The following is a 21,938-nucleotide window of genomic DNA, read 5'->3' on the forward strand; positions in this document are numbered from 1 at the left end:
TGCCCTCGACACGTTCTTCGTACCCCGCCGCCCGCACCCGGCAGCACGGGGACGCCCCTTCCGCCATGGAGGCAGCACTGTGAGCGACCTGAATCCGGTTGCGGCCCGCCGGTCCTTCCTCAAGTACACCGGTGCACTCGGCGCGGCCGCCACCGTCACCACGACCCTGTCCGCGTGCTCCGGCGGCCCGAAGTCGACCACGGACACCGACGGCGGCGGCAAGGGCGGCAGCGAGACACTCACCGCGGTCATCGGCTATGGCAACGACGGCAGTTGGGACCCCACCCAGACGGCCTCGGCCTTCTGCATGGCAGCCAATCACCACATCTACGAGGGCCTGCTCGACACGGACCCGATCGACCGCAAGCCGTACGCCGCACTGGCCACCGAGGTGCCCGCGGACCTCGGCGCCACCACCTGGCGCTTCACCCTGCGCGAGGGCGCCAGCTGGCACGACGGCAAGCCGGTGACCGCCGACGACGTGGTCTTCACCTTCGACCGGATCCTCGACACCGGGACCACCACGCTCGCCCAGGGCTTCTTCGCCGCCTGGCTGAAGGAGGTCAGGAAGGTCGACGCGCAGACCGTCGAGCTCGTCCTGAAGTTCCCCTTCCCGGACGGCGCTCCCCGGCTCACCCTCGCGAAGATCATGCCGAAGCATGTGTTCGGCAAGCCGGGCGGCTGGGACAAGGCGACCACCGGTACGGCCGTCGGCTCGGGCCCGTACCGGATGACCGCGCACAACCCGAAGTCGAACACCACCTTCGCCGCGTACGAGAAGTACAACGGCCCCCGCAAGGCCGCCTTCAAGAAGATGAACTGGCTGACGATCGTGGACGCCGCGCCCCGCGTCGCGAAGATCTCCGGCGGCAGCGCGGACGCCCAGATCGCCGACAACATCCCGTACGCCAACATCGCCCAGCTCAAGAAGGACGGCCTGAAGGTCGAGGGCGGGGCGGGGATGAACCACATGTTCCTGCTGTTCAACACCGCACACAAACCCTTCGACGACGTGCGCGTCAGGCAGGCGCTGCACTACGCCATCGACACCGAGAAGATGATCGAGGTCGCGCTCAAGGGCCGGGGCAGGGCGGCCAGTTCGTTCCTCAACGTGGACAACCCCACCTACCGCAAGGCGAAGACGGTCTACGGCCACGACCCGGAGAAGGCCAAGAAGCTCCTCGAGGAGGCCGGCGTCAGCGGCCTCACCATCGACCTGATGGCGGTCAACGTCAGCTGGATCGTGGACTGTCTGCCGACCATCAAGGCCTCCTGGGACGCGATCGGCGTGAAGACCGATCTGGACCCGCAGGAGACCACCGCGGTCTTCACCAAGCTCGACCAGAAGAAGGACTTCCAGGTGGTCGCGGCGGCCTCCAATCCCAACCAGTTCGGCCTCGACGCCGATCTGATCATGCGTTACAACTACGGCCCCGAGAACCTGTGGATGGGGTACGCGCGCTGGGCCGGCAACTCCGCGGCCAAGAAGCTCTTCAAGCTGATGGACCAGGCGACCAGGGAACCGGACGCGGCGAAGAAGAAGGCGATGACGCAGGAGTACATCGACCTCGTCGCCGAGCAGGCGGTGATCTATCCGGTCGTCCACAACGAACTGGTCACGGCCTGGAATCCCGAGCAGCTCACCGGAGTCCGCCCGCAGGCCTATCCCGGCATCAACGTGCTGCAGTCCAAGCCCGCGGGCTGACCCGCTTCGTCCTCAGATTCCCGTCCAAGGAGCCGTACGTGCTCGCGATCGCCAGGATCCTGGTCCGTCGTGTCGCCCTGCTGATACCGCTGATGCTCGGCATCGTGCTTTTCGTCTTCCTCGTCATGCGCTTCTCGGACAGCGATCCGGCCTCGGCGTTCTTCCAGGGCGCCAACCCGACACCCGAGCAGCTGCAGCGGTTCCGCGAGGAGAACGGCCTGCTCGACCCGCTGCCGGTGCGCTACGTGGCGTTCGTCGGTGATCTGCTGCAGGGCGACATGGGCACCGGTGTGCTGGTCAGGACGCCGGTCCTGGACCAGGTCACGACCGCCCTTCCGCTCACCCTGCAGCTGACCTTCCTCGGGCTCGCCATCGCCGTCGTCCTTGCCCTGGTGCTCGGCATCACCGCCGCCATCCACCGCGACCGGCTGCCCGACCAGATCATCCGGGTCGTCTCGCTGACCGGAGTCGCGGCACCGAGCTTCTGGCTGGCGCTGCTGATGATCCAGTATCTGGCCGTGGGGCAGGGCTGGTTCCCGACCGGTGGGTACGTCAATCCGGCGGACTCGTTCGGCGGCTGGCTGAAGACGATGACGATGCCCGCCCTTGCGCTGTCGCTGCCGGTGGCCGCGCAGCTCACCCGGATCGTACGGACCGCGGTCGTCGAGGAGTTGGACAAGGACTACGTACGCACCGCGATCGGCAGCGGCCTTCCGCCGGTCGTCGTGGTCGGCCGCAATGTGCTGCGCAACGCACTGATCAACCCGCTGACCGTGCTCGGCCTCAGAGTCGGCTATCTGCTCGGCGGCGCCGTCGTCATCGAGACGATCTTCTCGCTGCCCGGCATGGGCAAGCTGATGATCGACGCGGTCAAGAACGGCGACCCGGCCGTCGTCCAGGGCGTGGTGATCACCACGGCGGTCGGCTTCGTGATCGTCAATCTGCTGATCGACATCCTCCATCTGCTTGTCAATCCGCGTCTGAGGAGTGCCGCCTGATGCCGACGCCTGCCGCCCTCCTCACCCGCAAACGCCTCACCGAGAAGCTGGCCCGGCCCGGCGTGCGCGTCCGGGGCCTGAAGCGGCTGCCGCTCCTCTCCCGGATCTGCCTCGCCGTCCTGGCCCTCGTCGTACTCATGGCCGTGTTCGCGCCGCTGCTCGCACCGCACGATCCGCTGGACCAGGCCGCCCAGGCCGGCGGCAACGGTCATCCGTCCGCCGACCACTGGATGGGGCAGGACAGCCTCGGCCGGGACATCCTCAGCCGGCTGATGTACGGGGCGCGCTGGTCGCTCGCCATCGGGCTCGGCGCCACCCTGCTCGGACTGCTCGTCGGCGCGCTGCTCGGGGCGATCGCCGCGACCTCACGCAAGGCGGTCGACGAGACCCTGATGCGCTGCCTCGACGTGGTGATGGCCTTCCCCGGCATCGCGCTCGCGGCGGTCCTCGTCTCCGTCTTCGGCGGCGGCATCCCGGTGCTGATCTGCGCCATCGCGTTCCTCTACGTACCGCCCATCGCGCGGGTGGTACGGGCGAACGTGCTCGACCAGTACGGCGAGGACTATGTGACGGCCGAGCGGATCATCGGGGCCCGCACCCCGCACGTCGTGATCAAGCATGTGGCGATCAACTGTGCCGCGCCGATCCTGGTGTTCTGCACCGTGCAGGTCGCGGAGGCGATCGTCTTCGAGGCCTCGCTGTCGTTCATCGGCGCCGGGGTGCGGCCGCCCGACCCGTCCTGGGGCAGCGTCATCGCGGACGGCAAGAACATGGTGCTGATCGGCGGTTGGTGGGCGACGGTCTTCCCCGGCCTCCTGATGCTGATCACGGTGCTCGCCCTGAACGTCCTGGCCGAGGGGGTCTCGGACGCCTGGGCCGCGCCCGCCGCCCGTGACCTGCCCACGGAAGAGGCGCGCGCCGAGGACCGGCTCGAGGCACCGGAGGCCGGCTCCGGCACGGTCCTCGAACTGCCGGGACTCTCCGATGCGGCGGCCCGGCTGCGGGCCCGCGCCAGACCGCTGCCGTCGGGCCCACCGGTCCTCACCGTGCGGGATCTGGCCATCGGCTTCGACCAGCGGCACGGCGGCGTCGATGTGGTCGACGGCATCGGATTCGACGTACGGCCGGGTGAAATCCTGGGCCTGGTCGGCGAATCCGGCTGCGGCAAGTCGCTGACCGCCCTGACGGTGATGGGCCTGCAGCCGGGCGGCGCCCGCATCGGCGGCAGCGTCACCTTCGACGGCACGGAGCTGCTCGGCCTGCCGATGCGCACCCGGCGCCGGCTGCTCGGCCACGACATGGCGATGATCTACCAGGATGCGCTCTCCTCCCTGAACCCGGCGATGACGATCCGCGCCCAGCTGAAACAGGTCGTCCGCAGGGGCGGCCGGCGCACCCCGGCCGAGCTCCTGCAACTGGTCGGCCTCGACCCCGAACGCACCCTGCGCAGCTACCCGCACGAGCTGTCCGGCGGCCAGCGCCAGCGCGTACTGATCGCCCTCGCGCTGTCCCGCGACCCCAAGCTGATCGTCGCCGACGAGCCGACCACCGCACTCGATGTGACGGTGCAGGCACAGGTCATGGAGCTGCTGCTGCGGCTGCGCGAGGAGCTGGGCTTCGCCCTGATCCTGGTCTCGCACGACCTCGCGCTGGTCGCGGACGTCACCGACCGGGTGGTGGTGATGTACGGCGGCCAGATCGTCGAGACCGGCGTCACCGCGGATCTGGTGGAGGCCCCGGCGCACCACTACACCCGCGGTCTGCTCGGCTCGGTGCTCTCCCTCGAGGCGTCGGCCGCGGGAGCGTCGAGCGGACCGGGGAGGCTCACCCAGATCAAGGGCGTGGTGCCGTCGCCCGCCGACTTCCCGGCCGGCTGCCGCTTCGCCGACCGCTGCCCGCAGGCCGTGCAGGTCTGCCGGACCACCGCCCCCGAACTGCTCGGCGCCGGCCGGGCGCACTCGGCGGCCTGCCACCGTCCCGCGGTCACCCTGACCGTGCCCGAACCCAGGGGAAGCGAGGCCGTCAAGTGACCGGCCAGGAGCAGTTGATCACGCTGTCCGACGCCCATGTGGTGCACCGGGCACGCTCCGGCGGACTCTTCTCCCGGGACCGGGTGTACGCCCTGACCGGCGCCGACCTGGAGATCGCGGCCGGTGAGACGGTCGGCGTGGTGGGCGAGTCGGGCTGCGGCAAGTCGACGCTCGCCAAGGTGCTGGTGGGAGTGCAGCGGCCGACCGCCGGCACGGTGGCGTTCCGCGGCCGCGATCTGTGGACGATGCCCTCCGCGGAGCGCCGTACGGCCGTCGGCAGCAGCACCGGCATGATCTTCCAGGACCCGTCCACGGCCCTCAACCGGCGGCTGTCCGTACGGCAGATCCTGCGCGATCCGCTCGATGTGCACCGGCGCGGGGATCCACCCGAACGGGAGGAGCGGGTACGGGAGTTGATGGATCTGGTCGGGCTGCCGAAGGTGCTGGCCGAGGCGCTGCCCGCGCAGCTCTCCGGCGGTCAGCGCCAGCGGGTGGCGATCGCCCGCGCGCTCGCCCTCGAGCCGGAACTCGTGGTGGCGGACGAACCCACCAGCGCCCTGGACGTCTCGGTCCGCGCCCAGATCCTCAATCTGCTGCTCGACCTCAAGGAACGGCTCGGGCTCGCCCTGCTCTTCGTGTCCCACGACATCCAGACCGTGCGCCGGATGAGCGACCGCGTGATCACCATGTATCTGGGCCGGATCGTGGAGGAGGCGCCGGCCGACGAAGGTCTCGACCGGGCCCGGCATCCGTACACCCGCGCCCTGTTCTCGGCGACGCCCGGGCTGCTCGATCCGATCGACCCGATCCCCCTGGTGGGTCCGGTCCCGTCGGCGACCCGGCCGCCGAGCGGCTGCCCGTTCCGTACCCGCTGCTGGCGGGCGGACGAGGTGTGTGCACAGCGGATGCCGGAGGTCGGCGAGGCGGATGCGGGCCACCGGTTCCGCTGCCACCACCCGGTGGACGACGGCCAGTCGACGCACGAGCTCGTCAGCCAGGCCGCCGCAGCGGCCACGGAAACGGCCGCCGCCACGGCCATGAAGGAGTGCCGATGACCATTCCCGCCCCGCTGAACGGTGTCGTCCCGCCCGTCTGCACTCCCCTGACGCCGGACAGCGAGGTGGACACGGCGTCGCTCGTGGCCCTCGTCGATCATCTCCTCGAGGCAGGGGTGGACGGCCTGTTCGTGCTCGGCTCGACCTCCGAGGTGGCGTTCCTGCCGGATGCGCACCGCAGACTCGTGGTGGAGACGGTGACGCGGCATGTGGCGGGTCAGGTGCCGGTGCTCGCCGGGGTCATCGACACCGCGACCCTGCGGGTCGTGCGGCATGCCGAGACGGCGCTCGCGGCGGGCGCGGACGCGCTGGTGGCCACGGCGCCCTTCTACACCCGGACCCATCCGGCCGAGATCGCCGAGCACTTCAGGCTGATCGCCCGGCGCACGGGCGCACCGCTCTTCGCGTACGACCTGCCGGTGTCGGTGCACTCGAAGCTGGGCGCCGAGCTGGTGCTCGAGCTGGCCGCGGAGGGGGTGCTCGCCGGTCTGAAGGACTCGTCGGGGGACGAGGGCGGGTTCCGGTCCGTGGTGCTCGGGGCGCGGTCGCGGGCGGACGTGGACGGGTTCAGTGTGCTGACCGGGAGTGAGCTGACGGTGGACAGTGCGCTCGCGATGGGTGCGGCAGGGGTGGTGCCGGGGCTCGGCAACGTCGACCCTGCGGGGTATGTGCGGCTGCACCGGCTGTGTGTGGCGGGCGAGTGGGCCCTTGCCAGGGCCGAGCAGGAGCGGTTGTGCGGGCTGTTCGGGATGGTGGGGGTCGGGGATCCGGCCCGGATGGGGCGGTCGTCCTCGGCGCTCGGGGCGTTCAAGGCGGCGCTGTACCTCCGGGGGGTCATCGCCTGTCCCCTGACGGCCGCGCCTCAGCTTCCGCTGTCTGCATCCGAGGTCGCCGCCGTGGGCAAGTATCTGGCGGCTGCCGGACTCCTTTGAAAGATCCCCGGCCCCGCCCCCATAGGAGCCCCTCCGGCGATTGAGGAGGCCCGCCCGGCAGGGCTTTCGGGAAGGGGCGGGGCTGGGGAATTTCAACTCAAGTCGGCCACGGCGACCCGGTGGAACTCGATGGATTCGTAGGGCCCGTCGACCCCCGTCTCGAAGAGGAGACCGACCGTACGCCGGTCCGGCTGGACGAGATCGGAGTACGCAGCCGGCTGCGCGGACAGACTCACAGCCTTCGCGAAGGACGCCCCCGCATCCGCCGAGGACCAGATCGCCATCGCCTCCCGGGCCGTGGGCACGGAGGGCCCGGAGAACAACAACGGCCCACCCCGCCCCGCCACTTGAAGCACACTCCCCTGCACCACAGGGTTGTCGTTCAGCGACGCCTGTACCTCGTACCCCCGCGCGATGCTCTCGCCCCCGTCGAGCGAGTACGTGTCGAGCCGATTCCCCGCACTGCTCCCGTTCTGATCCCGCGCGCTGAAGTACAGCCGCCCGTCGGGCAGTTGCGCGACCGTCGACTCGTTGGCGTTGTACACGCCCTCGTACGAGTCCTCGATGAACCCGAACCGCCAGTTGCGACCGCCGTCGTCGCTGTAGATCGCATGCGCGCCGTAGTACTTGGCCTCCTCGCCCGTGTCCGAGGATCCCTCGGGCGGCGAGGTGGAGTGGTTGGCGGGTACCACCAGGCGCCCCTTGTGCGGACCGTGGGTGAGGGCCAGCGCATGGCCGGGCCCGGTGGCGTACCAGCGCCACCGGGGCAGCTTGGTGTCGGCGGTGATGTCCCGTGGCCGGGTGAAGCTGCGGCCGTCGTCGGCGGAGGTCTGCACGAACACCCGGCGGCTCTGCTCGGGCGTCACCTCGCCGCGCATGATCTCCGCCTCGGACACCTCGCCGCTGTTGTACGAGGTGACGAGGACGATCCTGCCGGTGCGCGGGTCGACGACCGGTGCCGGGTTGCCCCGGGTGTCGCCGTCGCCGGCCGCGACCAGGGTCAACGGACCCCACGTACAGCCGCCGTCGGTGGACCGCTTGACGACGACGTCGATGTTGCCGGAGTCCCCGGCGCCGCCGACACGGCCCTCGGCGAAGGCGAGCAGGGTGCCCGCCCGGGTTCTGACGGCGGCCGGTATCCGGTACGTGTCGTAGCCGGACTCGCCCGCCCGGTAGGGCACGGACGTGGTGCAGTCGCCCGCGGTGCGGGGCGCCGCCGCGGGTCCGGGCGCGGCCACCGCGGTCCCCGCGAGGGCGACCGCGGCAAGCACGGCGAGACCGGCGGCGGCGAAGGAACGACCGTGCATGGAACGGCTCGTGAAGGTCATCGCTCTCCCTGATGTGCTGGACGTGACGTGACGTGCCGGGGCGCGGTGCGACGCGCTGAACGCGGAACATGGGACGTGGGATGTCCGGTGAATGTATCGACGCCGGTGACGCACGGCAAGAGAGATGCACGGCAATACGTCTGCGCAGAAAGGGAGTTGAGCGAGTGGCGGAGGCGGCAGCGGCCTGCTGCCGCGCGGCTACTTCTCGCCCGGCGTCACGAGCCCCGACTCGTACGCCACGATGACGAGTTGGGCGCGGTCACGCGCTCCCAGCTTGCCCATGATCCGGCTGACGTGTGTCTTCGCGGTGAGCGGGCTGAGTCCCAGCGTCTCCGCGACCTCGGTGTTGTTCAGGCCTCTCGCCACCAGGGCCAGGACCTGGCGTTCCCGTTCGGTCAGGCCCTCCGGACCGCCGGCCGTGGGGGCGGGTGCGTCCGGCGAGCGCAGCACCCGGGCGATCAGGCGGGCCGTCGGCCCGGGCGAGAGCAGGGCCTCGCCGGCGGCCACGGTCCGGATGGCGTCGAGGAGTTCGGCCGGTCTGGTGTCCTTGACCAGGAAGCCGGATGCGCCGGCGCGCAGCGCCTCCACCACGTGCTCGTCGGTGTCGTAGGTGGTCAGGACGAGCACCTTGACCCCGGCCAGGTCCTCGTCGGCCGCGATCCGGCGGGTGGCCTCGATCCCGTCCAGGTCGGGCATCCGTACATCCATGACGATCAGGTCGGCCCGTGCGCTGCGGGCCAGTTCGACCGCTTCGCGGCCGGTGCCGGCCTCGGCGACCACCTCCATGTCGGGCGCGGAGGACACCAGCATGGCGAAGGCGGCCCGCACCAGGCCCTGGTCGTCGGCAAGCAGCACACGCACGGTCATGAGCTCTCCTCTCCCGCGGGCCCCGCAGCTCCTCGGGACTCCGCAGCTCCTTCGGACCCCGCGGCCCCCTCGGACTCCGCAGATCCTACGGCCCCCCCGGATCCCCCGAATCCCACGGGCAGTTGGAGCGGCAGAACGGCCCGCACCGAGAACCCCCCGCCGTCCCGCGGCCCCGCGTCCAGGGTGCCGCCGACGCTGCGGGCGCGCTCCCGCATGCCGACCAGACCGTAGCCGGGCGCCCCGGCGGGCTCGGGGGCGCCGGTGCCTCCGTCGTCGTGGACGCTGACGGACAGGGCATGGCGTTCCTCCCGTACGCCGATCTCGACCGCGACCGAGGAACCGCCGTGCCGTACGGCGTTGGTGAGCGACTCCTGCACGATCCGGTACACCGCCGCGCCCACCGCGGGCGGCGGCGACCGCGTCTCCACCACGAGGTCGACCCGCGCTCCCGCGCTGCGGGCCGCGGCAGCCAGATCGGTGAGCCCGTCGAGACCGGGCAGCGGGCCGCCGGCCGCCGGCGGCTGCTGCTCTCCCGTGCGGGCGCTCTCGCCGGCCCGCAACACCTCGAGTGTGGCGCGCAGTTCACCGCGCGCGGAGCGGCAGGTGCCGGAGATGTCGTCGAGCGCCCTGCCGATCGCCGCCCGGTCGAGCCGGTCCGGGTCGACCGCGAGTATGTGCGCGGCCACCGAGGTCTGCACGCCGATCAGGGTGATGCTGTGGGCGAGGAGGTCGTGCAGATCGCGGGCGATCCGCAGCCGCTCCTCGGCGACCCGGCGGGCCGCCTCCTCCTCGCGGGTGCGTTCAGCGCGCACCGCGCGCTCGACGATGGCGGCGACGTAGCCCCGGTAGTAGCGGGCGTCCACGCCGAACACCAGGACCGCGATGATCCAGCCGGAGATCCTGAGCAGTTCGAGCCCCTGCTCGGAGTCGAAGCCGAACACCACCGTGAGCAGCAGGGAGATGAGCCCGGCGCCGACGACCAGGGTGCGCAGCGGCCGGCCGGTGGCAGCGACCGTGTAGAGCAGGATGACGGTCTGCGGCATCGACGCCGTGTGCGTGTAGTCGAGCAGGTGGTACGGCAGGACGATCGCGATGAAGGCGCAGAGCGCCAGGAGCGGGTGCCGGCGCCGCACGGCGACCGGCAGCCCGGAGGCGACGAGCAGCACCCAGCCGACGGCGTCGGGTGCCCGCCCGTCGCGCGTGACGAAGCCGAGCAGGACCGAGACGGCCAGCGCGCCGAGCGCGATCAGGGCGTCGTTGCGGTGCCGGTGCGGCGCGGTCATCGGTTCGCGGTTGACCGCGGCCATGATGCGGGCGCCGGTGCTCTGCGGGGCGTCCCGCGCCGGATGGGGGCGTGTGGTGTGCACGCCCCCATCCTGCTGCAGCAGAAGCGGATTCACGTACGGCCCGCTCCTTGCGGTGCACCCGCCGGTGCGGTCCCCTGGTCCCCGCCCGGTGCGGGCGGCCGCGGCGGCTCCCCCGTGCTCGCCGGCCGCCGGCTGAGCGGCCCGGGCCACCACACCTTGCGCCCGAGCGCCAGGCTCGCGGACGTGACCAGGTAGGTCCGTACGAGGAAGGTGTCGAGCAGGACGCCGAGGGCGATGACGAAGCCCAGTTCGACCATCTGCACCATCGGCATCGACAGGAGCACCCCGAAGGTGGCGGCGAGCACCAGACCGGCCGAGGCGATGACACCGCCGGTGGTGCGCAGCGCGGTGAGCGCCGCGTCGCCGGCCTCCGCGCCGGCCAGGGACTCCTCGCGCATCCGGTGCATCAGGAAGATGCCGTAGTCGACGCCGAGCGCGACCAGGAACACGAACGACAGGAGTGGCAGCCCCGGATCGGTCCCCTCGAGCCCGAAGAGCGTGTCGAAGACGAGTCCGCCGACGCCGAGCGCGGCGCCCCACACCGCGACCACCGCCGCGAGCAGGATCAGCGGCGCGACCAGGCTGCGCAGCAGTGCCACCAGGATGAGCAGGACGGCGGCGAGCACCAGGGGCACGATGACCTTGGTGTCCCGGGCGTTGGTGTTCTCCAGGTCCAGCTGCTGTGCGCTGGGTCCGCCGACATGTGCGCCGTCGAGGTCCGCGCGCAGCCGCTCGATGGTGGCGGTCTCCGCCGCGGACTGCGGTTCGCCCGCCGCGATGACGGAGATCTCCGTCCAGCCTTCGCCGCTGCGTCCCCGTTCGGCGCTGCGTACGCCTTCGGTGTCGCGGGTCTCGGCGAGTGTGTCGTCGGCCCGTGCGGTCGGGGCGAGCACGGTGATGGGCTGGGTGGACTGCTCGGGGAAGGCGCGGGCGAGGGTGCCCATCGCCGAGATCGCCTCGGGTGTCGAGGTGAAGCTGTCCTCCTGCTTGACGTTGCCGGGCAGGCTGAACGTCCCGAGTGCGAGTGCCCCGAGGAGTACGGCCCCGGTGGCGAGCACCGTGATCGGGCGCCGGCCGGCGGAGTTGCCCATCGCGGCGAACAGCGACCTGCGGGCCTTGGGTTCGCTGCCGAAGGCGGGCACGTACGGCCAGAACACCCGCCGGCCGAGCAGCACCAGGAGCGCGGGCAGCAGGGTGGTCATGGCGACCAGGGCGCAGAGCACGCCCACTGCGGCGGTCGGGCCCATCCCGCTGCTGCTGTTGAGGTCGGCGGCGAGCAGGCAGAGCATGCCGGCCGAGACGGTGCCGGAGGAGGCCAGGATGGCGGGTCCGCAGCCGCGCAGGGCGCTGCGCATCGCGTCGTAGGGCCGTTCCTGGCGCCGGAGTTCCTCTCGGTAGCGGGAGACGAGGAGCAGTGCGTAGTCGGTGCCGACCCCGAAGACGAGGATGGTCATCACGCCGGTGCTCTGGCCGCTGACCGAGATGTCGAAGGCCTGGTGGAGGCCGTAGGTGACGGACAGCGACAGGGCGTCGGCGAGGCCGGCGACGATCAGCGGGACCAGCCAGAGGAACGGGCTGCGGTAGATGAGGATCAGCAGGATCGCGACGACCGCGACCGTGGTGTACAGCAACGGTCCGTCGAGGGATTCGTAGACTTCGTCGGCGTCGATGGCGAGGCCGCCGGGTCCGCCCACTTCGGCGCTCAGTCCGCCGTCCCCGGTCACGGTGTCGCGTACGTCGCCCACGAACTCGGCGCGCAGTTCCTCGTCCTGGCCGGGTTCCGTGCTGGAGACGGGGTACATCAGGGTCGTGCCGTCCTTCGACGGTACGGCCCGCGGGGTGCCGGTCAGTTCGTGCGCGTCGGCGACCTCGGCGACCTGCTCGCGTGCGGTGTCGCGGTCGGCGTCGGTGAGGCCGCCGTCGCGGTGGTAGACGAGGATCAGTTCGGTGGTCTCGCCCCCGGGCAGCTGGTCCTGGATCTGGGCGACCTGGGTGGAGTCCGCGTTGGCCGGCAGATAGTCGATGGCGCGGTCGCGCTGTACGTCACCGAGCTTGCCGGCGAACGGCAGCACGAGCGCGAGTACGGCCACCCACAGGCCGACCAGTGCCCAGGGCAGCACCCGCCGCCTGCCTCGTGGTTCTGTTACGGGCCCCATGCCGGGGTCCTCCCCTCCTGGACGGTGTCCGGTTCACTGACCAGACTCCCGTCGCGGGCAGGGCGAATCGTCGGGCGACAGGGCGAATCGGCGGGTACTGCGAGGGGTGGCGGGGGCGCCGGATTACTCCCGCGGGAGTACTGCGGGCGCGGGGGCCCCGGTCAGGAGGGCGTGCCGGCCGCGGCGAGCAGGCGGGTCACCTCGCCGCTGGGCAGGGTGAGGGCGCCGCCGACGGTGCTGAGCACCTCGCGCTCGGCGGGGGTGTACGGGCCGTCGGCGAGCGCGATGTGCGCGGCCTGCAGCAGGATCGCCTCGCGTCCTGCGGGGGCGAGGTGCGGGGCGAGCGGGTCGAGCGCCTCGTGGAGCTCTATGGCCAGGGTGACCCCGGTGGGGTCGTCCGCGCCGCCGGGGAAGCGGCCGGTGTCCGCGGCGAGCGCGTCCACGAGGGTGGTCAGCTGGTCCTCGGTGCAGTCCGCGAATCCGGCGGAGCGCACGGTGGTGACGGCGGTCCGCAGCACCGGCCGTGATGCGGTGCCGCCGGAGGCGAGGACCGCGAGGGCCACGGTGTGCACGGCGTCCCTGAGCATCGCCGAGAAGCGGGTGGTGGTGGGGTGTCCGAGGGTGTCGGGCCCGAAGTGCGCCTGGCAGGCGGCACATTCGACGATCGGCCCGGTGGTGCCGCGTGGCAGCAGCGGGAGCCCGAGCAGGGTGAAGCGCCTGCGTCCGGTGCGGCGCCGGTAGTTGCGGTCGCCGCCGCAGCCCGGGCAGAAGAACTCGCCGTCCCCGACGGTGGTCCACACCGTACGAACGCCGCAGATACGTGGCTGATGGCCCTGATGACCGCGGGTCTGTCGACCACGAACTGGCAGCACGTCGCACCTCCGTCACGCACCGCGGTGCCCCGTTGCACCGCGTTCCCGCACCCCGGGCGTCCGCGTGTCCAATCCTCGGACGCGCAGCCCGCGTTGGCGTGATGTTAGCCACATGGATGATGTGCCGTCAGTACCTTGCACATCAGTTGGCCGAGACCGGATGTGCCGCGCGGGTCGGGAAAGGCCGCCGCCCGGCGCCGCGCCGCAGGCCGGAGCCTTGCGTGCGCGATGCCGGGCGGCAGCTGACGCGGAGGTGCGGACGGGGTCAGCGGGAGGCGCGGTTGACCGCGGAGACCGCGGCCTTGAGGGAGGCGCGGGTGGTGTTGGCGTCGATGCCGATGCCCCACAGGACCTTGTCGCCGATGGCGCACTCGATGTACGAGGCGGCCTGTGCGGAGGCGCCCTCGCTCATCGTGTGCTCCTGGTAGTCGAGCAGCCGTACGTCGATGCCGATGCCCTGCAGGGCCGCGAAGAACGCGGAGATCGGGCCGTTGCCGGTGCCGGCCAGGGTGGTCTCGACGCCGTCCACCACGGCCTCGACGGTGAGCTTGTCCACGCCGTCGGTGTCGGTCGTGCTCTGCCCGGAGCGCAGCTGGATCCGGCCCCAGGGCTCGATGCCGGATGCGGGGTCGGCCGGCAGGTACTCGTCCTGGAAGGTCCGCCAGATGTCCTCGGGGGTGACCTCGCCGCCCTCGGCGTCGGTCTTGGCCTGAATCAGCCGGGAGAACTCGATCTGCATGCGGCGGGGGAGGTCCAGCTTGTGCTCGTTCTGCAGGACGTAGGCGATTCCGCCCTTGCCGGACTGCGAGTTGACGCGGATCACGGCCTCGTAGGAGCGGCCGACGTCCTTGGGGTCGATGGGCAGGTACGGCACGGCCCACTCGATGTCGTCGACGGTGCTGCCCTGTGCTTCGGCGCGGGTGTCCATCGCCTCGAAGCCCTTCTTGATGGCGTCCTGGTGGGAGCCGGAGAAGGCGGTGTAGACCAGGTCGCCCGCGTAGGGGTGGCGCGGGTGGACCTCCATCTGGTTGCAGTACTCGTACACCCGGCGGATCTCGTCGATGTCCGAGAAGTCGATCTCCGGGTCGACGCCCTGCGAGAACAGGTTCATGCCCAGGGTGACCAGGTCGACGTTGCCGGTCCGCTCGCCCTGGCCGAACAGGCAGCCCTCGACGCGGTCGCCGCCGGCCATCACGGCCAGTTCGGCGGCGGCGACGGCGGTGCCGCGGTCGTTGTGCGGGTGGATGGACAGGCACACGTACTCGCGGCGGGTCAGGTTGCGGCTCATCCACTCGAAGCGGTCCGCGTGCGTGGAAGGGGTCGAACGCTCCACGGTGGCGGGCAGGTTGAGGATGATCTCGCGGTCGGGGCCGGGCTGCCAGACGTCGCAGACGGCCTCGCAGACCTCCAGGGCGAAGTCCAGCTCGGTGTCGGTGAAGATCTCCGGCGAGTACTGGTAGCCGAAGACGGTGCGCTCGTCGAGCAGCTTCTCGGCGTACTCCATGACCAGCCGTGTGCCGTCGACGGCGATCTGCTTGACGGCGTCGCGGGAGCCGCGGAAGACGACGTCGCGCCAGACCGGCGCGGTCGCGTTGTACAGGTGGACGGTGGCGTGGTGGGCGCCGACGATCGACTCCACGGTCCGCTCGATCAGCTCTTCGCGGGCCTGGGTGAGGACGGAGATGGTCACGTCCTCGGGGATGGCGCCCTCTTCGATGATGGAGCGTACGAAGTCGAAGTCGGTCTGTCCGGAGGACGGGAAGCCGACCTCGATCTCCTTGTAGCCCATGCGTACCAGGAGGTCGAACATCTCGCGCTTGCGGGCGGGCGACATGGGGTCGATCAGCGCCTGGTTGCCGTCCCGCAGGTCGGTGGAGAGCCAGCGCGGAGCCTTGGTGATGCGCTTCTCGGGCCAGGTGCGGTCGGGGATGTCCACGGCGTCGTAGCCGCGGTACTTGTGGATCGGCATCCCGGAAGGCTGCTGGTGGTTCGGCATGATGCGTGGGGCTCCTCTTGGTCCGCTGAGGGGGCGGCCGACGGGTCGTAGCGCAACACCGAACTCCGCGGGGAGGGGGTCGGCCTCGACTACAGGCCCTCGCCGCGGCAGCTAAGGAGAAGCAGCCCGAAACGCATGATGGTCCGTAGCGTAACCGAGTGGTCCGCCCGGCGAAGGCCCGTATCAGTATGCGGGACCGCGGGCCGGTAACGGTCAGGAGGTGATGGATCCCTCTATTTCGGTAATCCTCGTCGCCGGTAGTGACAGAACGGTGACGCAGTGCCACATTGCCGACATGAGTGAGAGCACCGCAGGCGTGGAGCCTATCTTCTGCACGATCGTGCCGCCCCATGTCCTCGACCGGCTCGCCCGGTCCGGGGACTCCGCCCTGTCCGGTCCCGCCCGGCGCACCCTGCAGCGCGACGCCTTCGAGCGCACCCAGCGCCGCCTGACCACCGTGGTCGGCGCCACCGCCGCCGCGCGCTCGGCCGCCGCCGCGGCCGGTGAGCCGGAGCGGACCGTGCACGACGCGGGACACGGCACCGAGCTGCCGGGCGAGAAGGTGCGCGGCGAGGGCGACAAGCCCACCACGGACGCCACCGTCAACCGCGCGTACGCGGGCCTCGGCGCGACCTTCGACCTGTTCCTCGAGGCGTACGGCCGGGACTCGATCGACGGCGCCGGCCTGCCCCTGATCGCCACCGTGCACTACGACAAGGACTATGCGAACGCCTTCTGGAACGGCGACCAGATGGTGTTCGGCGACGGGGACGGCGAGGTCTTCCTGGACTTCACCATCCCGGTCGACGTGATCGGCCACGAACTGTCCCACGGCGTCACCCAGCACACCGCGAATCTGGCGTACTTCGGCCAGTCCGGCGCGCTCAACGAATCGGTGTCCGACGTATTCGGCTCCCTCATCAAGCAGTACACGCTGGGCCAGAGCGCCGACCAGGCGGACTGGCTGATCGGCGCGGGGCTGCTCGCACCGCGCGTCTCCGGCGAGGCACTGCGCTCCATGAAGGCCCCGGGCACGGCGTACGACGACGACGTCCTCGGCAAGGACCCGCAGCCCGGCACGATGGACGACTATGTGCACACCGGCGAGGACAACGGCGGTGTGCACATCAACTCGGGCATCCCCAACCGCGCCTTCCACCTCTTCGCCACGGCGCTCGGCGGGAACGCCTGGGAACGCGCCGGACAGATCTGGTACGACGTCCTGACCGGCGGCACCCTGGAGCCGGACACCGACTTCGCCGCGTTCGCCAAGGCCACGGTGGCCGCCGCGAGCAGCCGGTACGGCAGCGGGGACGAGCACGAGGCGGTCGTCAAGGCCTGGTCGCAGGTCGGGGTGCCGACCTCCTGACCGCCCGCGGGGGATACCGCCCGCCCCGATCCCGTACTAGACAGGGACCCATGCGTATCCGAGTGAGGCGTACCGGCGGATTCGCCGGGATCGAGCGGCACGCCGAGGTGGACACCGCGGGGCGGGCCGACGCCGGTGACTGGCAGGCGCTGGCCGAGGAGGCGGTGGCGACGGCGCGCAGCACGCCCCCGGCCGGGGTCCCCGACGGGTTCAGCTACCAGATCACCGTGGACGACCGGACGGTGTACTGCGCGGACCCCCGCCTGTCCGACGAGCAGCGCAGACTGGTCTCCCGGGTGCTGAAGGAAGGCGCCTGACGGTCTCGAGGTCCGCGGCCGAGGCTTCAGAAGCCGAGCTTGCGGAGCTGGCGCGGGTCGCGCTGCCAGTCCTTGGCGACCTTCACATGCAGGTCGAGGTAGACCGGGGTGCCGAGCAGGGCCTCGATGTGCTTGCGGGACTTGATGCCGACTTCCTTGAGGCGCTTGCCCTTCGGGCCGATGATGATGCCCTTCTGGCTGGGGCGCTCGATGTAGACGAATGCGTGGATGTCGAGCATCGGCTTGTCCGCCGGGCGGTCCTCGCGGGGCAGCATCTCCTCGACGACCACCGCGATGGAGTGCGGCAGCTCGTCCCGTACGCCCTCGAGTGCGGCCTCGCGGATCAGTTCCGCGACCATGACCTGCTCGGGCTCGTCGGTGAGATCGCCCTCCGGGTAGAGCGGGGGGCTCTCGGGCAGCATCGGCGCGATCAGGTCGGCGACGAGCTGGACCTGCTTGTCGCCCACCGCGGAGACCGGGACGATCTCGGCCCACTCGATACCGAGTTCCTTGCCCAGTTGGTCGATCGCGATCAACTGTTCGGCGAGCGTCTTGGAGTCGACCAGGTCGGTCTTGGTGACGATCGCGATCTTCGGCGTGCGGCGGATGCTCGCGAGTTCCTTGGCGATGAAGCGGTCGCCGGGCCCCAGCTTCTCGTTCGCCGGCAGGCAGAAGCCGATCACGTCCACCTCGGCCCAGGTCGTGCGCACCACGTCGTTGAGCCGCTCGCCGAGCAGGGTGCGCGGCTTGTGCAGACCGGGGGTGTCCACCAGGATCAGCTGGGCGTCCGGGCGGGTCACGATGCCGCGCACGGTGTGCCGGGTGGTCTGCGGGCGGTTGGAGGTGATGGCGACCTTCGTCCCCACCAGGGCGTTGGTCAGTGTGGACTTGCCCGCGTTCGGCCGGCCGACGAAGCAGGCGAAGCCCGCGCGGTGCGCCTGCGGCCGGTCCTGGGACGAGGTGGGTGAACTCATGCGGCCCATTGTCCCCGATGCGGTGGGCCCGGCCGACCAGGGCCGGGCCGGTCGCGGCGGGGTGCCCCGTGCGGGCCGTCGCTGCTGGGCGGCGGCCCGCACGGGTGGGTGTCCGCGCCGGATCGGGCTCGGCCGGAGTCCGGACACGGGGATCAGCCGTACGCCGGCCTCGGGATCGGTCGGGCGCGAGCGGTGCGATCAGTCGAAGACGAACGGTCCCGGCGACTGCGGCCCGGTCGACTCGCAGGTCACCGAGATGCCCATCACGACCAGGGTGAGAGAGCCGGGGAAGGCGTCCAGGCTGTCGCCGGACGCGACGGTGCCCGTGAGCGGTCCCGAGTCGACTCCGCCGCCGGCCTCCATCGCCGGGTTGCTGCTGCCGCTGAACTCGGTGGTGCCGCCGTCGCCCTTCGCCATGGTCATCGTCGTCTCGACGGAGTTCGCCTCGACGGCGACGGGGGTGGTGATCTCGGAGGAGGTGACCGTGATGGTCGCCGTGGTGCCGTCCTGGGTGGCGGTCAGGGTCGCCTCGCCGCCTCCGTAGATCCCGCAGTCCGCCTGGACCGTGGCCGTGCCCGGTTCGACGGCCGCCGCGGCCGGGGCGTAGACGAGTCCCGCCGTGGCGAGTGCGCCCGCCGTGAGTGCCGCGCCGATGCCGATTCTGGTGCGCTTCATCGGTTCACCTTCCCTGTGGGGGTCGTGGTCGGTGTGCCGTTGCACGGCGCCGCGTCCGCGGATCGGCAGGATCGGCATGCATGAGATCTAGCATGCGCATGCCAAAACGACTGCCGGAGCGGGGTGCGGCGCCGAAGAGATGTACGTGTCCGAAGAGTTGTACGTGTGACGTGCGTGTGATGTGCGTGTGGGGATACACATGAAGGACCGTCCCCGGCGGCGGGGTGCGCACGCCGCCGGCGGATCTGACGGTCCGTCGGATGAACTCCACCCATTGATGCGCGGACCGCCGTTGATCGCAAGAGCAAGTCCCTTGATTCTTCAGGCACTTGAAGGACGGCCAGAGACTTTCCGGCCGACCGGGCGGAAGATTTCCGGCCCCGGGGACGCCGCGCGCACGGACGGCCGGGAGCGCCTCAGCCCGTCCGCACCGTGTCGCGGACCTCGCCGTCCGTCCCCGCAAGCAGCACGACCGTGCCCGCACCGCCCAGATCACCCACCGCCGCGACGTCCTCCGCGCTCAGCTCGGCGGCCGCGGACACCACCGCCGCCGCCTCCAGGGACTCCGCCCCGCTCGCCACCGCCATCGCCACCGCCGTGCGCAGCGCACTCAGCTTCAGCGAGTCGAGGTCCACGGTGCCCGCCACATACGTACGGCCGGTGTCGTCCCGTACCGCCGCGCCCTCCGGCACGCCGTTACGGGCCCGCGCCGAGCGGGCCAGGGTGACGATCTTGCGGTCCTCGGGGTCAAGCGCGCTGCTCTCGGTCATGCCCCGAGGATACGAAGCCGCCACCCGCTACCCCGCCACCGGGTACATCGCCCCGCGCCGCCCCTCCGGCGAGGCCAGCCACTGCGTACGCGCCGCCGTGTCCGTGCCCGGCTGCGGAGTGTGCAGCACGATGGTCAGATCCGGCCGCACCGGCACCCGCAACTGGGTCGCCTCGAAGTACAGGGCACCCACCACCGGATGCTCCAGCTCCTTCTCGATCTGCCCGCCCGGCCGCACCTCGTGCCGCTCCCACAACTCGGCGAACTCCGGGCTCACCTCCAGCGCCTCCGACACGACCTCCCGGAAGCCCTCGTCCTCCGGCGCCTCCGACCAGGCCGCGCGATACTGCGCCACCACCTCGCGCGCATTCTCCTGCCAACTCCGCGACCGCGCACGGTAGACCGAGTCCGTGAAGAAGTCGATCAGGCAGTTCTGCCGGATCTCCGGGCGCATACCGAGCACGGCCCCCGCCGCCTCGTTGTACATCACGCAGTTCCAGTACACGTCCATGATGTGCGCCGGATACGGCATCCAGGCGTCGATCAGCCGGCGCAGGCCGTCGCACATCCGCAGATCCTCCGCCTCCACCCGCGCCACCGGCGGATTCAGCCCGGCAAGCACATAGAGATGGCGCCGCTCGGCGTCGCTCAGCCGCAGCACCCGCGCCACCGAATCCAACACCTGCGGCGACACCGAGATGTCCCGCCCCTGCTCCAACCACTGGTACCAGGACGCCCCCACCCCCGCCAGCACCGCGACCTCCTCACGGCGCAGCCCCGGCGTACGCCGACGGGCCCCGCCGTCCGGCAGACCGGCCTGCGCCGGGGTCACCCGCGCCCGCCGCGCCCGCAGGAACTCCCGCAACTCACGCAGCCGCTGAGCCTTGCCGTCGGGCACCAGCCGCACACCGGGCAGCTCCACACCCTCACCCCGGGCCCCAACCGCCCCGCCCGCGGCCGGCACAACAGGTCGTCCAACCGTCTCCGTCACACGCCTCTCCCCCCAACTGGTGGTGCTGCCACCAGGACAAGCACGCGCTCCCCAGCGATATTCCCGCCCGACCACGCTGGCCGCATGCCCATCGACTCACCCACCCGACAGAACGCACCCGCCACACCACCCCACGACACGCCCACCCCCACCCCCAAGAACCCCGAGCGCGCCGCCCCGCTCAGCGCCCGCGACCGCCTCGTCCTCTTCGTGCTGTGCGCGGCCCAGTTCATGGTCGCCCTCGACTTCTCCATCCTCAACGTGGCCCTGCCCGTACTCGGCAGCGACCTCGGCATGAGCCAGTCCGCCCTGCAGTGGGCGATCACCGCCTTCGCCCTGCCCTCCGGCGGATTCCTGCTGCTCTTCGGCCGGGTCGGCGACCTCTACGGCCGCCGCCGGCTCTTCCTCACCGGACTCGCCCTGTTCGGCGCCGCGTCCGTACTCACCGCCTTCGCCTGGAACCCGGCCGTCTTCCTCACCGGCCGCGCCCTGCAAGGCGTCGGCGCGGCCGCCGTCGTCCCCACCGGCATGGCCCTGCTCACCACCACCTTCCCCGAAGGCCCGCAGCGGGAAAGGGCGTTGGGCATCTCCGGAACCCTGCTCTCGCTCGGATTCACCACCGGCATGGTGGCCGGCGGAACCCTCACCGACACCCTCGGCTGGCGCTCCACGATGTGGCTGCTCGCCCTCGTCGCCCTGATCGTCCTGCCCCTCGCACCCTTCCTGCTCACCGAATCGCGCCCCACCACCCGGCCACGGCTCGACGTCCCCGGCGCGGTCACCGTCACCGGCGGCCTGCTCTCCCTGATCTACGCCCTGTCCACCGCGGCCGAACGCGGCTTCGGCCACCCCGACGTCATCGTCACCCTGCTCGCCGGCCCCGCACTCCTCGCCGCCTTCGCCGCGATCGAGTCCCGCACCGCCGAACCCCTGATCTCCCTGCCGATGCTGCGCCGCCGCACCATCGCCTGGGGCAACCTCGGCGGGCTCGTCACCTTCTCCATGATGAGCACCGTCGTCTTCGTCCTCACCCTCTACCTGCAGGAAGTGCTCGGCCTCTCCCCCTTCCAGACCGGACTCGTCTTCGGCGCCCAAGGCGTCGTCGCCGTCATCACCGGCGCCAACGCACCCCGCGTCATCGGCCGACTCGGCGCCCGCCGCACCCTCGCCGGATCGCTGCTCCTGCAAGGCGTGTTCACCGCCTCGATCCTGGCCATCGGCACCGGCGGCGCATCCGTGTGGATCGCCACCATCGCCGTCAGCCTCGCCGTCATCGGCCACCTCGGCGCGATCATCTCCTACGGCGTGACCGTCACCTCCGGCGTACCCGACAAGGAACAGGGCCTGGCCACCGGCCTCGTCACCAGCACCCAGCAGGTCGGCGCCACCATCGGCATCCCGCTGCTCGGCGTCCTCGCCACCACCTCCGGCGACCTGCTCACCGGCGTCCGCACGGTCCTCGTCATCGAAACCGCCGTCCTACTGGCCGCCGGACTCCTCATCGCCGCCGGCCTGCGCACCCGGGCCGCACGCTGAC

At 71.2% G+C, this 21,938-nt stretch carries 18 protein-coding genes; 8 read left to right on the plus strand and 10 right to left on the minus strand.

The window, feature by feature from the left end:
* Positions 1-79: 79 nt before the first annotated feature.
* The 5 genes from DY218_RS18830 to DY218_RS18850 are packed head-to-tail and all read left to right on the plus strand — an operon-like array spanning position 80 to position 6,720.
* Positions 80-1,705 (plus strand): ABC transporter substrate-binding protein, encoded by a 1,626-nt coding sequence (locus DY218_RS18830; protein ID WP_233521703.1) that lies wholly within the window; start codon positions 80-82, stop codon positions 1,703-1,705.
* Positions 1,706-1,743: 38 nt separating this feature from the next.
* Complete coding sequence (locus DY218_RS18835) at positions 1,744-2,703, plus strand: ABC transporter permease (RefSeq protein WP_128557238.1); 960 nt, start codon at positions 1,744-1,746, stop codon at positions 2,701-2,703.
* A complete protein-coding gene (locus DY218_RS18840) occupies positions 2,703-4,733 on the plus strand; it encodes a dipeptide/oligopeptide/nickel ABC transporter permease/ATP-binding protein (RefSeq protein WP_128557239.1) in 2,031 nt (676 codons plus the stop codon). Before DY218_RS18835 ends, DY218_RS18840 begins: the two co-directional genes overlap by 1 nt.
* Positions 4,730-5,788: an oligopeptide/dipeptide ABC transporter ATP-binding protein gene (locus DY218_RS18845; RefSeq protein ID WP_128557240.1), complete on the plus strand. Its 1,059-nt coding sequence runs from the start codon at positions 4,730-4,732 to the stop codon at positions 5,786-5,788. Before DY218_RS18840 ends, DY218_RS18845 begins: the two co-directional genes overlap by 4 nt.
* Positions 5,785-6,720, plus strand: a complete 936-nt coding sequence (locus DY218_RS18850) for a dihydrodipicolinate synthase family protein (RefSeq protein WP_128557241.1) — start codon at positions 5,785-5,787, stop codon at positions 6,718-6,720. The genes DY218_RS18845 and DY218_RS18850 overlap by 4 nt, the downstream gene beginning before the upstream one ends.
* Positions 6,721-6,812: 92 nt before the next feature.
* On the opposite strand, the gene DY218_RS18855 is transcribed toward DY218_RS18850, so the two are convergent.
* The 6 genes from DY218_RS18855 to leuA all read right to left on the minus strand — a co-directional run bounded on the left by DY218_RS18855 (position 6,813) and on the right by leuA (position 15,306).
* Positions 6,813-8,048: a sialidase family protein gene (locus tag DY218_RS18855; protein WP_128557242.1), complete on the minus strand. Its 1,236-nt coding sequence runs from the start codon at positions 8,046-8,048 to the stop codon at positions 6,813-6,815.
* A 198-nt stretch (positions 8,049-8,246) separates the two neighbouring features.
* Complete coding sequence (locus DY218_RS18860; RefSeq protein WP_128557243.1) at positions 8,247-8,915, minus strand: response regulator; 669 nt, start codon at positions 8,913-8,915, stop codon at positions 8,247-8,249.
* Entirely contained in the window at positions 8,912-10,222 is a 1,311-nt protein-coding gene (locus DY218_RS18865; protein ID WP_128557272.1) for a sensor histidine kinase, read from the minus strand. The genes DY218_RS18860 and DY218_RS18865 overlap by 4 nt, the downstream gene beginning before the upstream one ends.
* A gap of 89 nt (positions 10,223-10,311) precedes the next feature.
* On the minus strand, positions 10,312-12,438 hold the full coding sequence (locus DY218_RS18870) for an MMPL family transporter (RefSeq protein ID WP_128557244.1): 2,127 nt from the start codon (positions 12,436-12,438) through the stop codon (positions 10,312-10,314).
* A 161-nt stretch (positions 12,439-12,599) separates the two neighbouring features.
* Positions 12,600-13,310: a TerB family tellurite resistance protein gene (locus DY218_RS18875; RefSeq protein WP_407703655.1), complete on the minus strand. Its 711-nt coding sequence runs from the start codon at positions 13,308-13,310 to the stop codon at positions 12,600-12,602.
* Positions 13,311-13,575: 265 nt separating this feature from the next.
* Positions 13,576-15,306: a 2-isopropylmalate synthase gene (leuA, locus tag DY218_RS18880; protein WP_128557245.1), complete on the minus strand. Its 1,731-nt coding sequence runs from the start codon at positions 15,304-15,306 to the stop codon at positions 13,576-13,578.
* A gap of 295 nt (positions 15,307-15,601) precedes the next feature.
* On the opposite strand from leuA, the gene DY218_RS18890 reads away from it, so the two are divergent.
* Both DY218_RS18890 and DY218_RS18895 read left to right on the plus strand, forming a co-directional pair.
* The gene (locus tag DY218_RS18890) at positions 15,602-16,675 is read left to right on the plus strand and encodes a M4 family metallopeptidase (RefSeq protein WP_128557246.1); all 1,074 of its coding nucleotides are present in this window, start codon (positions 15,602-15,604) and stop codon (positions 16,673-16,675) included.
* A gap of 50 nt (positions 16,676-16,725) precedes the next feature.
* Positions 16,726-16,992: a protealysin inhibitor emfourin gene (locus tag DY218_RS18895; protein ID WP_128557247.1), complete on the plus strand. Its 267-nt coding sequence runs from the start codon at positions 16,726-16,728 to the stop codon at positions 16,990-16,992.
* Between the two features lie 26 nt (positions 16,993-17,018).
* On the opposite strand, the gene era is transcribed toward DY218_RS18895, so the two are convergent.
* The 4 genes from era to DY218_RS18915 all read right to left on the minus strand — a co-directional run bounded on the left by era (position 17,019) and on the right by DY218_RS18915 (position 20,332).
* Entirely contained in the window at positions 17,019-17,975 is a 957-nt protein-coding gene (gene era, locus DY218_RS18900) for a GTPase Era (RefSeq protein WP_128557248.1), read from the minus strand.
* Positions 17,976-18,164: 189 nt separating this feature from the next.
* Positions 18,165-18,641, minus strand: a complete 477-nt coding sequence (locus tag DY218_RS18905) for a hypothetical protein (protein ID WP_128557249.1) — start codon at positions 18,639-18,641, stop codon at positions 18,165-18,167.
* A 416-nt stretch (positions 18,642-19,057) separates the two neighbouring features.
* Positions 19,058-19,411, minus strand: a complete 354-nt coding sequence (locus tag DY218_RS18910; RefSeq protein ID WP_128557250.1) for a cytidine deaminase — start codon at positions 19,409-19,411, stop codon at positions 19,058-19,060.
* A gap of 27 nt (positions 19,412-19,438) precedes the next feature.
* Positions 19,439-20,332 carry a helix-turn-helix transcriptional regulator gene (locus tag DY218_RS18915; RefSeq protein ID WP_233521704.1) on the minus strand — a complete coding sequence of 298 codons (894 nt, stop codon included), beginning with the start codon at positions 20,330-20,332 and terminating at the stop codon, positions 19,439-19,441.
* Positions 20,333-20,485: 153 nt separating this feature from the next.
* On the opposite strand from DY218_RS18915, the gene DY218_RS18920 reads away from it, so the two are divergent.
* Positions 20,486-21,937, plus strand: coding sequence for an MFS transporter (locus DY218_RS18920; protein WP_128557251.1), 1,452 nt, complete (start codon positions 20,486-20,488; stop codon positions 21,935-21,937).
* Position 21,938: the final 1 nt, after the last annotated feature.

This window comes from Streptomyces triticagri (assembly GCF_003429565.1).
Taxonomy (GTDB): Bacteria; Actinomycetota; Actinomycetes; order Streptomycetales; family Streptomycetaceae; genus Streptomyces; species Streptomyces triticagri.

Bases quoted from the DNA above. Each gene is read 5' to 3' on its own strand.
- era (WP_128557248.1), bottom strand. From the start codon at position 17,975: ATGGGCCGCATGAGTTCACCCACCTCGTCCCAGGACCGGCCGCAGGCG.
- DY218_RS18865 (WP_128557272.1), bottom strand. From the start codon at position 10,222: ATGGCCGCGGTCAACCGCGAACCGATGACCGCGCCGCACCGGCACCGC.
- DY218_RS18920 (WP_128557251.1), top strand. From the start codon at position 20,486: ATGCCCATCGACTCACCCACCCGACAGAACGCACCCGCCACACCACCC.
- DY218_RS18890 (WP_128557246.1), top strand. From the start codon at position 15,602: ATGAGTGAGAGCACCGCAGGCGTGGAGCCTATCTTCTGCACGATCGTG.
- DY218_RS18905 (WP_128557249.1), bottom strand. From the start codon at position 18,641: ATGAAGCGCACCAGAATCGGCATCGGCGCGGCACTCACGGCGGGCGCA.
- DY218_RS18895 (WP_128557247.1), top strand. From the start codon at position 16,726: ATGCGTATCCGAGTGAGGCGTACCGGCGGATTCGCCGGGATCGAGCGG.
- DY218_RS18870 (WP_128557244.1), bottom strand. From the start codon at position 12,438: ATGGGGCCCGTAACAGAACCACGAGGCAGGCGGCGGGTGCTGCCCTGG.
- DY218_RS18910 (WP_128557250.1), bottom strand. From the start codon at position 19,411: ATGACCGAGAGCAGCGCGCTTGACCCCGAGGACCGCAAGATCGTCACC.
- DY218_RS18850 (WP_128557241.1), top strand. From the start codon at position 5,785: ATGACCATTCCCGCCCCGCTGAACGGTGTCGTCCCGCCCGTCTGCACT.
- DY218_RS18860 (WP_128557243.1), bottom strand. From the start codon at position 8,915: ATGACCGTGCGTGTGCTGCTTGCCGACGACCAGGGCCTGGTGCGGGCC.
- leuA (WP_128557245.1), bottom strand. From the start codon at position 15,306: ATGCCGAACCACCAGCAGCCTTCCGGGATGCCGATCCACAAGTACCGC.
- DY218_RS18840 (WP_128557239.1), top strand. From the start codon at position 2,703: ATGCCGACGCCTGCCGCCCTCCTCACCCGCAAACGCCTCACCGAGAAG.
- DY218_RS18855 (WP_128557242.1), bottom strand. From the start codon at position 8,048: ATGACCTTCACGAGCCGTTCCATGCACGGTCGTTCCTTCGCCGCCGCC.